The following is a 14,571-nucleotide window of genomic DNA, read 5'->3' as shown; positions in this document are numbered from 1 at the left end:
GCCTCGGCCGCATTTTTGCCGCTGACCTCGGCGTGGAACACGTCGGGGTACTGGGTGGCCGAGTGGTTGCCCCAGATCGTCATCTTCTTGATGTCGGTGACCGCGGCGCCGGTTTTGGCAGCCAGCTGCGAGATGGCCCGGTTATGGTCCAGGCGGGTTAGTGCAGTGAATCGCTCCCGCGGGATGTCGGGGGCGTTGGTCATCGCGATCAGCGCGTTAGTGTTCGCTGGGTTGCCGGTCACGCCGACGCGGACGTCGGCGGCAGCCACGGAGTTGAGGGCCTTGCCCTGAGCAGTGAAAATCGCGCCGTTGGCTTCCAGCAGGTCTCCGCGCTCCATGCCCTTGGTACGCGGGCGGGCCCCGACGAGTAGGGCCAGGTTCACGCCGTCGAAGATCTTGTTCGGGTCTGCGCCGATTTGGACGCCGGCCAGCAGCGGGAACGCACAATCATCGAGTTCCATCACCACACCCTCGAGCGCCTTGAGCGCCGGTTCGATTTCGAGCAGCCGCAGCTCGATTGGCCGGTCGGGGCCCAGCAGCGAGCCGCTGGCCAGGCGGAACAACAGGCTGTAGCCAATCTGGCCGGCAGCTCCGGTGACGGCGACCTTGAGGGGACTTGCGCTCACGTCGGTGTGCTCCTTATGGAGAAGTCTGCGTGGTTGGGGTTTCGGGTCGAAACTAGCGCACCGGTACCGACGCAAAATAGCCAGACCCGCGCCGACACCTGCCTTGGCGCGATGACGTGGTCAAACGGCGTAGCATGGACCACCGCCCGGTCAGCCCCGCGCTGCGATCGGAGGTTCCTATGTTCCCGGGATTTGACGCGCTGCCCGAATCACTGCGAACAGTCGCGCGACCGCGCAACCAACACGTGCATCCGGTTGCCAACCGACCGGCCCAGTCGTTGGTCGATTGCGGCGTTTATGTGGAAGGTCGGCGCATGCCGGGCAAGTACGCCTACGCCGACGCGTTGCGCGAGGTTCGTGAATTCCAGCTGGCGGGACAGGAAGCGTTCGTGTGGATCGGACTGCACGAGCCTGAGGAACAACGGATGCAGGATGTGGCGGATGTTTTCGGGCTGCACCCACTCGTCGTCGAGGACGCTGTGCACGCCCACCAACGGCCCAAGCTGGAGCGCTACGACGACACGCTGTTCTTTGTCCTGAAAACCGTCAACTACGTCCCGCACGAATCGGTGGTGCTGGCCCGCGAAATCGTCGAGACCGGCGAGATCATGATCTTCGTCGGCAAAGATTTCGTGATCACGGTCAGGCATGGCGAACATGGCGGGCTGTCGGATGTGCGCAAGCGGATGGACGCCGACCCCGAACATCTACGGCTGGGACCATTCGCGGTGATGCACGCCATCGCCGACGACGTCGTCGACCATTACCTGTCCGTTACTGCTCATATCGAAACCGACATCGACAGCATCGAGGAAGTGGCGTTCGCGCCTGGCCGCAAGATCGACGTCGAACCGATCTATCTGCTCAAGCGCGAAATTTTGGAATTGCGTCGGTGTGTGTACCCCTTGTCGGCCGCTTTTCAGCGGATACAGACCGAAAACAAAGACGTGATTTCCAAAGAAGTCCGGCGATACCTGCGCGACGTCGCCGACCACCAGACCGAGGCGGCAGAGCAGATCGCCAGCTATGACGACATGCTCAACTCCCTGGTGCAGGCCGCGCTGGCCCGTGTCGGTATGCAGCAGAACATGGACATGCGCAAGATTTCGGCTTGGGCCGGTATCATCGCGGTGCCTACCATGATCGCCGGCATATACGGCATGAACTTCCACTTCATGCCGGAATTGGACTCGAAGTGGGGTTACCCGACGGTGATCGGCAGCATGGTCATCGTCTGCCTATTCCTTTACGTCAGTTTCCGCAACAGGAACTGGCTCTGAGGGTTTGCGGGCGTGCGCTCATGGCATCGAGTGTGCATACCGGGCAGCCGGTCCGCGTCAGACCCGCCCTACTCGCACGCTGGACGCCCAGGACGCTGATCACAGTGGCGGGGCGGTCACTGCGCAGGGATGGTCAGGTTGACGCCGGAGTCGGCGTCGAAAACGGCCAGCCTGGTGGTGTCGAAAGCCAATTCTACTGGCTGTCCGATAGCGGCCTTCGATTCAGCCGGAACTCTTGCTACGAAATGGTTTTCGCGCATCTCGCCGTGAGCTTCCAGCTCGTCCAATTGAGCCGAGTGTACGGCTGGACCTGAGGTGGTGAAGTATACGTACTTGTCTGCCCCCAACGATTCCACCAATTCGACGCTGGCCTCGAAGTTCAGTGCATTGATGCGCTGGTAGCCGTCGATCAGGGCAGCATCCTGGATACGCTCCGGGCGTATCCCGACGATGATGTTGTCAGGTTTAGGGTGCCCGGCGATCATTTCGTGCGCTTGCGGTGCGAGTGTCACTTCACCGAAGGGCAGGGTCAGCCCGAGCGGGGTGAGCCTCGCCGGGAAGAAATTCATTGCCGGCGAACCGATGAAGCCGGCGACGAACAGATTGGCCGGGCGCTCGTAAAGCTGCGTGGGGGTGCCGATCTGCTGTGCGACTCCGCCGGACATGACTACCACCCGATCGCCCAGCGTCATGGCCTCGGTTTGGTCATGGGTGACATAGACGGTGGTGGCGCCCAGTCGCTGCTGCAGCCGGGCAATCTCGCCGCGCATCTGTACCCGCAGTTTGGCGTCCAGGTTGGACAACGGCTCGTCCATCAGGAAGGCCTTGGGACGCCGTACGATCGCCCGACCCATCGCGACCCGCTGTCGCTGTCCACCCGACAATTGCACAGGCTTGCGATCCAAAAGCTGGGTCAGATCAAGGATCTTGGCGGTCTCAGAGACCTTCTGCGCGATGTCGGCCTTCCTCATTTTGGCCAGGGTCAACGGGAACGCGATATTCTGCCGCACCGTCATATGCGGGTACAGGGCGTAGGACTGAAACACCATGGCGATATCGCGGTCCTTGGGCGCCTTCTCGTTGACTCGCTCACCATCGATGCGCAGCTCACCCGACGAGATATCCTCAAGTCCGGCAATCATGTTCAGTGTCGTGGTCTTACCGCAGCCGGAAGGTCCTACCAGGATTAGGAATTCCCCATCGGCGATGGTGATGTTGAGGTCTTTGACCGCTATCGCTCCGTCGGGGTAACTCTTGTTGACGTGCTCGAGCACAATCTCGGCCATTGCGCTAACCCTTCACAGCGCCAGAGGTCAACCCGGCGACAATCCGTCGTTGGAAGACAAGGACAAAGACCATGATCGGAACCGTGATCACGATCGCGCCAGCCGCAATGGATCCGGTCGGCTCCTCGAATTGGGAACTGCCGGTGAAGTTGGCAATTGCCACCGGCGCAGTGATCGCCGCCTTGGTAGCGGTCAGTGACAATGCCAGCAGTAGGTCGTTCCACGCAAAGATGAACACCAATATCGCCGCCGTCACCAGGCCCGGAGCTGCCAGCGGCGCAATCACCTTGCGGAAGGCCTGACCCGGCGACGCGCCGTCCATTTTGGCTGCCTTCTCCAAATCCCATGGGATCTCTCGGAAGAAGGCCGCTAGCGTGTAGATGGCAAGCGGCAGCGCAAAAGCGATGTACGGCAGGATCAATCCGGGCCAGGTGTCGAACAAGCCGACCGCGCGTTCGATGTTGAACAACGGCGTCACCAGCGAGATGGCCGGAAACATGGTGATCAACAGAGTGACACCAATCAGCACCTGCTTTCCCGGAAAGTCCAGCCGGGCAACGGCATAGGCGGCCATCGCACCGAGCACCACCGCGATCACAGTGGTGGTCAATCCGATTCCGATGGAATTGATCAACGCCGAGCTGAAGAAATCGCCCCGGAAGATGCCGCGGTAATTTTCCAATGTCACCGTCGAGGGAATCAGCTTGCCGTCCTTAACCGTTGACGTCGGCTTGAGTGACAGGCTAAAGATCCACAGCACCGGCAGCAACGCATACACCACCACCAATGTGTCCGTGATAGACCACAATAGGGCGCGGCGGGTGCCCAACCCCTCAACGCCCATTGGCATTACCACCAGGTGCCGCTGCGCCGAATAACTTGACGAAAACGACCGCGATCAGGGCCACGCAGCCGAAGATCAACACGCTGATCGCCGAGCCGAGACCGACATTGAAGCCTTTAAACAAGTTGTCGTAGCCCAGGATCGACACTGACGCGGTGTTGTTCTCGCCGGCAGTCAGTACATAGATGTTGTCAAAGATGCGGAATGCGTCCAAGGTGCGAAACAGCAGCGCCACGACGACTGCCGGCTTGATGATCGGCAAGATGATCTTGGTCAGCCGGCGCCAGGCTCCCGCCCCGTCGACCTGAGCAGCCTGCAACAAGTCCTCCGGTACCAACGCCAGCCCGGCCAGCAACAGCAGCGACATGAATGGCGTCGTCTTCCACACCTCGGCGATCACGACGACGCCCAGCGACGGAATCTGCTGAGTCAGCGGCGCGCTACCTTGCGGCAGTAAGTTGGCCAGATACCCGGTGCCTGGGGTCCAGGCGTAGTACCAGCTATACGACGCGACCACCGTGACGATGCCGTAGGGGATCAGCACCGCGGTACGCACCAATCCCTTGCCGATCAGAGTGCGGTGCATGACCAGCGCTAGCGCCAGACCCAGCGCGAACTCGAAGGTCACCGCCACCACCGTGATTGCCAGCGTCACGGCAAGAGCGGTCCACCAGTACCTGTCGGTCAGGATCGTCTGGTAATTACCCAGTCCGACGAATGCGGTGTCATTCGGGGTGGCCAGGTTGTTGCGTTGCAGGCTCAGCCACACCGCGTAACCGATCGGGTAGGCAGTCACCGCCAGCATCAATATCGCCGCAGGTGCAACGAGGACGAAGGCCAGTCGCTGCTCGGCTCGGCGATCACCAGCGCGCGCCAACATGGTCACGGCAGCAGGCCTTTGCCGTCGATAGCCTTCTGCACCTGGGCGGCGAGCTGGTCAGCAGTGCGTTCTGGATCGATCTTGGTCACAGGGCTCAGCGCGGCCGATAGTCGCAGCGACACCGCTTGGTAGGCCGGCGTCGCGGGCCGCACGGCGGCGTCGGTGAGCTGTTGGCGAATGATGTCGTACATCGGATACTTCGCCTGGAACTGCGGGTCGGAGTACAACGAGGTCCGCACCGCAGGCAAACCACCTTCGATCGAAACATACTTCTGGCTCTGCAGATCGCGCAGGCACCGGACCGCTTCAAAAGCTTCGGCCTTGTGGTGGGTGGTGCTGGCCACCGCGAGGTTCAGCCCGCCGATCGTCACCTTGGCCGGCTGCCCGGGCACCACCCCGGGATAGGGCGCGAACCCGAACACCTGCCGGCTGGCCTGATACGCAATGCGGAACTGCTCGTTGCTGGGCACGAAGGTACCGACGCTGTTGATGCTGGCGGCCAGTTGGGGAACGCGGTTGAGCGGGAGAAACGGCACGCCACCTTTGACCGCGTTCTCCAGCATGGAGGCAAACACGTACGGCCAGTTCACCTCCAGAGCCGCCTTACCCTGCTCGAACGCCAACCGGGCCGTTCCCTCCTCGGCGCGGCTGATCGACGGGTCAGCCCCGGGTGCGGTGGCCACCGATTTCAGCACGCGCAGGGCGGCGACGGTCGCGGCCCGGTGCGCGGGAGTGTCGGTCAGAGTGACGCGCTTGCCGTCCGCGGCGAGCACCTGGCCGCCGACGCTGGTGAGCACGGTGTTAAACCACACCACCAGACCCTCGCCCTGGTTGGCCTGCGCGGCGATCCAGCTGGGCTGACCGGCGTCGCGCAATCTGGCCGCCTCGGCCACCATAGCGGCCCAGTTGTCGGGCGGTTGGTGCACCAAATCCGCGCGATACCAGAGCAATTGGGTGTTGGTGGTCACCGGCGCGGCATACAGCCGGTGCTTCCAAGTCGCCGTCTTGAGCGGGCCCGGCAGGGTGTCGGAGGTGGCGTCAGCTTCGGCCAGCCCGGCCGGATCGTCCGAGAGCGGCAGGGTCCAGCCAGCTTCGGCGAACTCCGCCGTCCACACCACGTCCATCCCCATGACGTCGAGCGTGTGGTCGTGACCGGTCAGCCGCCGGGCCAGCTGTAGCCGTTGTTGATCCGGGGACCTCGGCAAGTTCACGTGCTCGATCACGTACCGACCACCGACTTGCTCGGTGCAGCGCTGAGCAACCGCGGTGAACGTCGCCCCGTCGGTGGCTGGGGTGTAGAAGCTGATGACCACGCCGTTGACGCTGGACCCGCAGGCCGAGACCGCCGATACGATGCTCAGCGCCGCCAGTGCGCCCGCCCACAACTGCCGCGGCCACCATAAGCGCCAGCGGCCCATCAAATAGCCAGACGCGCCAGTAGATCCCGTGCCTTCTCGGCGTTTTGCGGGTCACAGAGCACGTCGTACCGGCCGGCTACTAATTGCATTGTCGAGCTGAAGTCCCTGGTGCCGCGAGCCATCGCGTACGGAACCGCGGACGTGATCAGCCCGAAGAACACCCCGGCGACCAGACCTGTGACCAACGCCGCCCACGGGTTAGGGCTGAAGAAGCCGAGCACCAGGCCAATGAACAAGCCCAGCCAGGCGCCACTGAGGACGCCGCCGCCCAGCACTTTGGGCCAGCTCAGCCGGCCGGTCACCCGTTCTACCTGCATGAGGTCAACGCCGACGATGGTCACCTGCTGGACCGGGAATTCTTGCTCTGAGAGATAGTCGACGGCGCGTTGGGCCTCGGCATAGGTGGGATAGGACCCAACCGGCCAGCCTTTGGGGGGAGTGGGCAATCCTGGTACACCACGCCGGCCCGCAGGCCCGGGCGGCGGTGTCGAACCGGGAACCTGTCCCGGCTGGAATGGGCTAGTCATCGGTCTTATTCTGCTCTGCGTCCGCCATCGTTTCATCTCCGGGACGTCCGCTCACCATCCGGTCGACAGCGAAACAGCTGCTAGACGACCTGAAATGCCCACATTTCACCTGGCCAGGGCTGACTATGCCGTGAGGTTCGTCAGTTCGTTGAGGGTGGGGATCGCCGCGCTGGCGCTGAGATCGACGTCACCGTCACACCTTCTCGCACTTCTCCGCGCTGGCGTCGATCTCGGCGCTCATCGGGTGAGCGCTGGCCTCGACGAATTACGGGTGCGACCACTAAGCCGTCGCCGGCGACCCAGGGAGCGGCAGCTCACCGGCCGGAACGCCTGCTGCCCATTGGCTAGGCCTGATTGCCTGACTCCTCCTCAGGACGCTTCGCCCCCCGCATCGTCGTCAGGCTAGGTTGGCACCATGACAGCTCCCGGCGGCTCCCCCGAAGAGGGCACGCACAACGGTCCGGCTCCCGCCCGCCCAGGCGATGAGCAGCCGGCTGCGCAGCCCGTTCCCCCCTCTGATGGGGCACCCTGGGCAGCACCGGAAACCTCGCCGGTAGCCGACTCTCCACCTCCGGCGTATCCGCCGCCCGGGTACCCACCCGCTTTCCCGCCACCAGCGGTGGCCTATCCGCCCGATTACGCAACCGGATATCCACCGCCGATCCCGCCTACCACTTATTCGCCGCTTGAATACCCGACATACGGCACGCCTTACCCGCCGCCCATGGCATCGCCCTCGTCGGCCTACGGCGCATCTTCGAGCGGCTACCCACCGCCCTCCTATCCGGGCGGGTACTACCCGCCGCCGGACTACATGGGCGGCTACGGACCAGCCCTACCAGGCACCAACACCATGGCCATCGTCTCGCTGGTGTCGTCGTTCGCCGGGGTGTTCTGCTGCATCGGCTCGATCGTGTCCGTTGTGGTCGGCACGATCGCGCTCAACCAGATCAAGCGAACTCGGGAGGACGGCTTTGGCCTGGCAGTGGCCGGCATCGTGATCGGCGTCGCGACGCTGCTGATGTGGATGATCGTCGGGATCTTCAGCATTCCTTCGCACTAGAGCAACCCACTAGCAAGGGCCATCCCGCGATCGGCTGCCTACGCTCTGAGTCATGGGATCGGTCAACAGGGTCTACGTTGCGCGGCTGGCCCGGATGATGGTGCTGGGCCCGCTGGGCGAATCATTCGGCCGGGTGCGTGACGTCGTGATCAGCATCAGCATCGTCCGGCAGCAACCGCGCGTTCTGGGGCTGGTCGTCGATTTGGCGACCCGCCGCAGCATCTTCATACCAATCCTGCGGGTCGCTGCGATCGAGCCGGACGCGGTGACGCTCAGCACCGGCAACGTGTCGCTACGCCATTTCGAGCAGCGGCCGGGCGAGGTCTTGGCAATCGGCCAGATACTCGACACACCGGTGAAGGTCAACGATCCCGCGCTGCCCGAGCTGGCCAACGCTGATCTGGTAGTCACCGATTTGGGTATTGAGCCAACCCGAACCCGCGACTGGCTGGTGACCAGGGTCGCCGTCCGCAGCTATCGACGGCTGAGACGACGCGGCCCGGTGCACATCGTGGACTGGCAATACGTCCGCGGATTGACGCCGTCGGCATTGGCGATGCCGGGCCAGGGTGTAGCACAACTGCTGGACCAATTCGAGGGACGGCGGGCGGTCGACGTCGCCGACGCCATCCGCGGACTTCCGTCCAAACGCCGCTACGAGGTATTCAAAGCGCTTGACGACGAGCGGCTGGCCGACATTCTGCAGGAGCTGCCCGAGCTCGACCAGGCGGAGGTGCTGTCCCAACTGGGCACCGATCGCGCGGCCGACGTGCTCGAAGAGATGGATCCTGATGACGCCGCGGATCTGCTCGGCGTGCTCAATCCAACCGATGCCGAGATGCTGCTAACCCGGATGGATCCCGACGACTCGGATTCGGTGCGACGTTTGCTGAAGCACTCGCCCGATACCGCGGGTGGTTTGATGACCTCGAATCCGGTGGTACTCACCCCCGACACGTCGGTTGCCGAGGCCCTGGCCCGGGTCCGCGATCCCGACCTGACACCGGCACTGTCGTCGATGGTCTTCGTGGCACGACCACCGACGGCCACCCCCACCGGCCGCTACCTGGGCATCGTGCAACTGCAACGCCTACTTCGTGAACCGCCGGCCGAACTGGTCAGCGGAATCGTCGACACCGACCTGCTTACCCTGACGCCCGATACCCCGTTGGCCGCCGTGACCCGCTATTTTGCCGCCTACAACCTGGTCTGCGGTCCGGTGGTCGACGACCAGAACCATTTGTTGGGCGCGGTGACGGTCGACGACCTGCTCGATCACCTGCTGCCGCAGGACTGGCGGATGGACGTACCTCAACTCGACCCGGCGGGCCGACCCGCCCGACCCGAAGGAACCTCGTGAACAAGTCCTCAGCGCCGCCGCGGCGGCTGTACACCCCGCGGACGTCGCGCCGGTTCGCCCCGCGGCTGGACCCTGAGGCGCTCGGGCAGACCACCGAACGCATCGCACGCTTCTTCGGCACCGGGCGCTACCTGTTGCTACAGACGCTCATGGTGTTGACCTGGATCGCGGTGAACTTGTCTGCTGCACACTGGCGCTGGGATCCCTACCCGTTCATTCTGCTCAATCTGGCCTTTTCCACGCAGGCTGCCTATGCGGCGCCACTGATTCTGCTGGCCCAGAACCGCCAGGAAAACCGCGACCGCGTCGCATTGGAAGAAGATCGCCGGCGCGCCGCGCAGACCAAGGCCGACACCGAGTATCTGGCCCGCGAGCTGGCCGCCCTGCGCTTGGCCATCGGTGAGGTCGCGACACGAGACTACCTGCGACATGAATTGGAGAGCCTGCGTGCTCTGATGACGGATCTAGAGCCGGTCGGTGCGGAGCCCGACTCGGCACGAACGACGAACGGAGCCGACCGGCGGGCCAGGAAATCCCTGTGAGAACCAACTCCCCCATTGCGCCACTCCCGTCACAAGAGTTATGTATGGTGATCTAGTTCACGAAGCTAAGAAACGTAGTTTTCCCGACGACTCGCATGACTCTCGCATAACTGAGGACGGTCGAGGTGCGCATTTGGGACCGCTGGAGTGCTCATCCGGCCGTTACTGAAGGCGCCACCCAGCTGTGGGAGACCGTGCGGCAGCGGGCACTTCGCCTGAGCCGGCCGGCATTCGGCATTGCGATGATTATCCCGGTGGTGTTCGCCGGCGCGGTCGGCGCCGCGGCTCCCGCAGTCCACGGCAAGTCGACGTCAACGGTACGTGCCGGCGTTACCCCGGTGGCAGCGGTGACGCACTCGCCGGTGCTGGACCTGTCCGGACCGACGGTCATCGCCGTTGCGCATCGGCCGGCTAGCTTCCATGTCGCCGCAGCCACCAGCTCGGCCCCGCCGCCGCCTATGGTCGTCAATGCGCCTGGTGCACTTGGCATTCCGATCATGGCGTTGTCCGCTTATCGCAATGCCGAGCAGAAGATGACCGTTGCCGCCCCGGGTTGCGGCGTCAGTTGGAACCTGCTGGCCGGGATCGGCCGCATCGAATCAGGCCACGCTGGTGGCGGCGCTGTGGACGCGCGTGGCACCGCGGTCAGTCCAATCTATGGGCCCGCACTGGACGGCACGCTGCCGGGCAACGAGGTCATCATCCAAAGCAGCGTCGGCAATCGCGTCACCTACGCCCGGGCGATGGGTCCCATGCAGTTCCTGCCCGGCACCTGGGCGCGCTACGCCGTCGACGGTGACGGCGACGGTGTGCCCGACCCGCAGAACCTGTTCGACTCCACGCTGGCGGCCGCCCGATACCTGTGCAGCGGCGGGCTCAACCTGCGGGACCCCGCCCAAGTCATGGCGGCCATCTTGCGTTACAACAACTCGATGCCCTACGCGCAGAACGTGCTGGGCTGGGCGGCGGCCTACGCCACCGGAGTGGTCCCGGTCGACCTGCCGCCGATCACCGGGCCGCCACCGCCGATCGGCGACGCACACCTGGAGCATCCGGAGGGACTCGGACCGAACTTGCCGTTGAACGTCAACGGGCTCGGGCCCGGCGACCCGCTGAGCCAGCACGTACCACTGATCGACTTCGGCCCGCCGCAGCTCACCAACGCGCCGCCGCTGCTATGGCCCTGGCTGCAACAACCTCCCCCACAGCCCCAGGCACCGCAGCCTGGTTGCACGTTGATCTGCATCACCTCCCAGAACCCAGCCGACGCGGTTTCGCCCGCGGGTCCCCCGGTGCCATTCGGCGGCATTGTGGTCGCACCGCCGGTTCCGCCCGCCGCGCCAGTTTTCCCAGATCCGTTTGCCCCGCCGGCTGCGCCCGCGCCGGCCGCCCCCGCCCCGGCTCCGAACGCGTCATCAGCACCCAAGCCAACCGGGCCATCCCAGCCGCCGGCTCCCACTGGGCCGGCGCCCGGCGGACCGATACTCACACCGGTGAACTGACCCCTCGGCCGAAGCCGCACCCGCATAGACTCGGCGGTGATGTCCGGAACTCATGAACCCACCGACCTAACTGACCTTGCCGGAGCGATCCGCGCGGCGCTGGCAAAAGTGATTGACCCCGAATTACGGCGCCCTATCACCGAGCTCGGGATGGTTAAGAGCATCAATCTGGGCTCTGCTGGCGCGGTCCATATCGAGATTTACCTGACCACCGCCGCGTGCCCAAAGAAGTCCGAGATCAGCGAACGCGTCACCCGGGCGGTGTCTGACGTTACCGGCACCGGGTCGGTAAGGGTCAGCCTGGATGTGATGAGCGACGAGCAGCGCACCGAGCTGCGCAAGCAACTGCGCGGAGATGCTCGCGAGCCGGTGATTCCCTTCGCCCAGCCCAGCTCGCTCACCCGGGTGTATACGGTCGCTTCGGGCAAGGGCGGCGTGGGCAAGTCCACCGTCACGGTCAACCTGGCCGCGGCAATGGCCGCCCGTGGGCTGTCGATCGGCGTGCTGGACGCCGATATCCACGGCCATTCCATTCCCCGGATGATGGGCACCACCGACCGGCCCACCCAAGTCGAGTCGATGATCCTGCCGCCCATCGCCCACGAGGTACGCGTCATCTCGATCGCCCAATTCACCCAGGGCAACACGCCGGTGGTGTGGCGCGGGCCGATGCTGCACCGGGCGCTGCAACAGTTCCTGGCAGACGTGTACTGGGGCGATTTGGACGTGCTGCTGCTCGATCTGCCGCCAGGAACCGGCGACATCGCTATCTCGGTGGCTCAGTTGATCCCGAACGCTGAAATCCTCGTCGTTACCACCCCTCAGCTGGCCGCGGCCGAGGTCGCCGAACGGGCCGGCAGCATTGCGCTGCAGACCCGCCAGCGGATCGTTGGCGTGGTGGAGAACATGTCCGGGCTTACCCTGCCGGACGGCACCACGCTGCAGGTATTCGGTGAGGGCGGCGGCCAGCAGGTCGCCGAACGGCTGACCCGGGCGGTCGGCGCTGATGTTCCGCTGCTGGGTCAGATCCCACTGGACCCCGCGCTGGTGTCCGCTGGTGATTCGGGCTTACCACTGGTCTTGAGTGCACCCGATTCGGCGGTGGGCAAAGCTCTGCTCGGCATCGCCGACAGCTTGGCCTCGCGCCGGCGCGGGCTGGCCGGCATGTCGCTGGGGCTGGATCCGTCCCGGCGCTAAGCGGCCGATCAGGTTGCGTCGGAGTCGAATGGAGGGCGGTCCGGCTGTCGCGGCTCACCGTCGTCCGGCTGGGGCGGCACCGGCTCAACGCTGGGTGCGCCTGGAGCCGGCTTGTCGAAATTGCCGGTGAAGATCGAGTCGTCGCCGTCGAGCAGGTGCTTGGTCAGCGCCGCGCGCGGTGTCATGCCACGCAGTTTCTGCAGTTCGCTGATGTGCCCACGAAGGTCGTCGAATTCGGGTCCCATGTCCTCGCGCAGCTGACTGGTCACCCCGCTGAGATAGTCGCGCGCCTGGCGCAGCGCACCCGAAGTCCACCGAATAGCACCGGGGAGTCGCTCCGGGCCCAGGACCACCAGCCCGACCACGACCAGTACGAGCATCTCCCCCCAGCCGACGTTGGCGAACATCAGATCGGACGGTGATGACCCGCTGCGCCCGGCTGCGCCGCGCTTGCGATCATCACGAGCTGGTATCGGGGTCGGGTTTGACCGTCAACGTGACGTGCCGGCCGTCGCGAACCACCTCGACGGGAGCGTCCTGCCCGATAGTCAGCTGGCGCACGGCGACCACGAACTCATCGGAGTCGGCGACGTTGCGGTTGCCGATCTTGACGATGACATCGTTTTCCAGGATCCCGCCCTTCTGCGCGGGACTTCCTGCCTTCACGTTTGCCACCTGCGCGCCCGACGCGATCGCGTTGCTCACTGACCGGGTGCTGATGCCCAACGTCGGATGCACGATCTTTCCGTCTTGGATCAGGGTTTGCGCAACCACCTTCATCTCGTTGACGGGAATCGCAAAGCCCAGTCCGCTCGCGCTATCCGACAGCGACTTGCCGGCGGTATTGATGCCGATCACCTGCGAATCCATGTCGATGAGCGGGCCGCCGGAGTTGCCATGATTGATCGAGGCGTCGGTCTGCAAGGCGTCGATCACGGTATCGGTGTCCGAGCCCTCACCCGACAACGGCACCGGGCGGTGCAGCGCACTGATGATGCCGTGTGTCACGGTGCTACGCAATCCCAATGGCGCACCAGCAGCCAGCACCTCGTCACCGACTCGCACCTTGCCGGAATCACCGAGCCGGGCCACGGTGAGGTTGTCGACGTTGTCAACTTTCAGCACGGCCAGGTCGGTCTTGGGGTCGCGGCCCACCAAGCTGGCGGGCACCTCTTTGCCGTCGTTGAACACTACGGTCGTCTTGAACTGGCTGGGGTTGTTGGCGGCCTCGGAAATCACGTGATTGTTGGTGACGATGTAGCCGCGACCGTCGATGATGACGCCGGAACCTTGCATACCTTCCTGGTCACTCTTGGACTCGACCATCACCACGGAGTCCGCGATCGCCGATGCCACCTTGGTGAACCGGCCAGCGGGCTCTTCGACATTGCCGCTGGTCCTCAACGTCACCTTCGATGTGGTGAACGCTTCGACGACTTCGGCAGTCTTGCGCCCGATAACACCGCCGACGGCCCCTATCACCAGCGCAATCAGCAGCAGGACGGCCAGCGCCAGATAGGACACCTTGCCGCCGAACAGCACGTCGCGGACGCCGAGCTTGCCGGCACGACCTGCTCCGCTGTGGGCAACCGATGGCGCAATCGCCGGAGCACCCAAAGCGGCCCCGGCCCCGGGATCGCGCCACGGGTCGTCAAACTCGTCCTGCTGGCCGTCTTTCTCGGCGGCCAGCGCGCCGGCGTCGATGGGGTGGCGCTGCAGCGACTCGACGCCACCGGGTGGACGGCTAAACGCCTCTTCCAGCACCGGGTCAGCCTGTTGATCGTGCGGCCGGTACTCAACCTGGTCCTGATACTTCTGTGGGCGCACTCGCTCGGCCACGAATGACCCTTGCAATCCAGTTGGACGCCCGAACGCTTGACGCGATGCGGAGTCGACCGGTGGCCGGGAGATGGGACGCGGCGCCAAGCGGGGACCGGCATCCCCGACGCTGGTACCGTCACGGTTATTGCCTTGGTCGGAGGTCACATGATCCTCTTCTACATCCTGTGCTGAGCATTCGAAATACACACACTATGGACCGCGCTA

General features: G+C 64.5%; 14 protein-coding genes. 6 read left to right on the top strand and 8 right to left on the bottom strand.

The genetic code is table 11. From position 1 onward, the window contains the following. On the bottom strand, nucleotides 1–626 hold a 626-nt coding region (locus F0Q45_RS09165), incomplete at its 3' end, for a malate dehydrogenase (RefSeq protein WP_149653642.1). A gap of 179 nt (nucleotides 627–805) precedes the next feature. On the opposite strand from F0Q45_RS09165, the gene corA reads away from it, so the two are divergent. Next, the gene (gene corA, locus F0Q45_RS09160; RefSeq protein ID WP_149653641.1) at nucleotides 806–1,906 is read left to right on the top strand and encodes a magnesium/cobalt transporter CorA; all 1,101 of its coding nucleotides are present in this window, start codon (nucleotides 806–808) and stop codon (nucleotides 1,904–1,906) included. 116 nt (nucleotides 1,907–2,022) lie between these two features. On the opposite strand, the gene F0Q45_RS09155 is transcribed toward corA, so the two are convergent. From F0Q45_RS09155 to F0Q45_RS09135, 5 genes are read right to left on the bottom strand one after another with little or no spacing between them, the layout of a single operon-like run. Further along, nucleotides 2,023–3,192, bottom strand: a complete 1,170-nt coding sequence (locus F0Q45_RS09155) for an ABC transporter ATP-binding protein (RefSeq protein ID WP_149653640.1) — start codon at nucleotides 3,190–3,192, stop codon at nucleotides 2,023–2,025. A gap of 4 nt (nucleotides 3,193–3,196) precedes the next feature. Then, on the bottom strand, nucleotides 3,197–4,021 hold the full coding sequence (locus F0Q45_RS09150) for a carbohydrate ABC transporter permease (RefSeq protein ID WP_149653646.1): 825 nt from the start codon (nucleotides 4,019–4,021) through the stop codon (nucleotides 3,197–3,199). A gap of 4 nt (nucleotides 4,022–4,025) precedes the next feature. Further along, complete coding sequence (locus tag F0Q45_RS09145; protein WP_149653647.1) at nucleotides 4,026–4,916, bottom strand: carbohydrate ABC transporter permease; 891 nt, start codon at nucleotides 4,914–4,916, stop codon at nucleotides 4,026–4,028. A gap of 2 nt (nucleotides 4,917–4,918) precedes the next feature. Next, nucleotides 4,919–6,334, bottom strand: coding sequence for an extracellular solute-binding protein (locus F0Q45_RS09140; RefSeq protein ID WP_149653639.1), 1,416 nt, complete (start codon nucleotides 6,332–6,334; stop codon nucleotides 4,919–4,921). Continuing rightward, nucleotides 6,334–6,861, bottom strand: coding sequence for a general stress protein (locus F0Q45_RS09135; protein WP_149653638.1), 528 nt, complete (start codon nucleotides 6,859–6,861; stop codon nucleotides 6,334–6,336). The genes F0Q45_RS09140 and F0Q45_RS09135 overlap by 1 nt, the downstream gene beginning before the upstream one ends. Before the next feature lie 415 nt (nucleotides 6,862–7,276). Between F0Q45_RS09135 and F0Q45_RS09130 the strand changes: the two genes are divergently transcribed. The 5 genes from F0Q45_RS09130 to F0Q45_RS09110 all read left to right on the top strand — a co-directional run bounded on the left by F0Q45_RS09130 (nucleotide 7,277) and on the right by F0Q45_RS09110 (nucleotide 12,525). Beyond that, nucleotides 7,277–7,924: a DUF4190 domain-containing protein gene (locus F0Q45_RS09130; protein ID WP_149653637.1), complete on the top strand. Its 648-nt coding sequence runs from the start codon at nucleotides 7,277–7,279 to the stop codon at nucleotides 7,922–7,924. Between the two features lie 52 nt (nucleotides 7,925–7,976). Then, nucleotides 7,977–9,284, top strand: a complete 1,308-nt coding sequence (locus tag F0Q45_RS09125) for a magnesium transporter MgtE N-terminal domain-containing protein (RefSeq protein ID WP_149653636.1) — start codon at nucleotides 7,977–7,979, stop codon at nucleotides 9,282–9,284. Then, nucleotides 9,281–9,826, top strand: coding sequence for a DUF1003 domain-containing protein (locus tag F0Q45_RS09120; RefSeq protein WP_149653635.1), 546 nt, complete (start codon nucleotides 9,281–9,283; stop codon nucleotides 9,824–9,826). Before F0Q45_RS09125 ends, F0Q45_RS09120 begins: the two co-directional genes overlap by 4 nt. 125 nt (nucleotides 9,827–9,951) lie before the next feature. Beyond that, nucleotides 9,952–11,328, top strand: coding sequence for a lytic transglycosylase domain-containing protein (locus F0Q45_RS09115; RefSeq protein WP_373424942.1), 1,377 nt, complete (start codon nucleotides 9,952–9,954; stop codon nucleotides 11,326–11,328). A gap of 39 nt (nucleotides 11,329–11,367) precedes the next feature. Beyond that, complete coding sequence (locus tag F0Q45_RS09110) at nucleotides 11,368–12,525, top strand: Mrp/NBP35 family ATP-binding protein (RefSeq protein ID WP_149653634.1); 1,158 nt, start codon at nucleotides 11,368–11,370, stop codon at nucleotides 12,523–12,525. Between the two features lie 8 nt (nucleotides 12,526–12,533). Here the strand turns inward: F0Q45_RS09110 and tatB are convergent, their stop codons facing one another. Together tatB and htrA are read right to left on the bottom strand one after the other, a co-directional pair. Further along, entirely contained in the window at nucleotides 12,534–12,932 is a 399-nt protein-coding gene (tatB, locus tag F0Q45_RS09105) for a Sec-independent protein translocase protein TatB (RefSeq protein WP_149653633.1), read from the bottom strand. Between the two features lie 52 nt (nucleotides 12,933–12,984). Then, the gene (gene htrA, locus F0Q45_RS09100; RefSeq protein ID WP_149653632.1) at nucleotides 12,985–14,511 is read right to left on the bottom strand and encodes a serine protease HtrA; all 1,527 of its coding nucleotides are present in this window, start codon (nucleotides 14,509–14,511) and stop codon (nucleotides 12,985–12,987) included. Nucleotides 14,512–14,571 lie beyond the last annotated feature (60 nt).

The sequence above is a fragment of the Mycobacterium simiae genome (assembly GCF_008370645.1).
Taxonomy (GTDB): Bacteria; Actinomycetota; Actinomycetes; order Mycobacteriales; family Mycobacteriaceae; genus Mycobacterium; species Mycobacterium simiae_A.
This window is presented reverse-complemented; position numbering and strand designations above follow the sequence as displayed.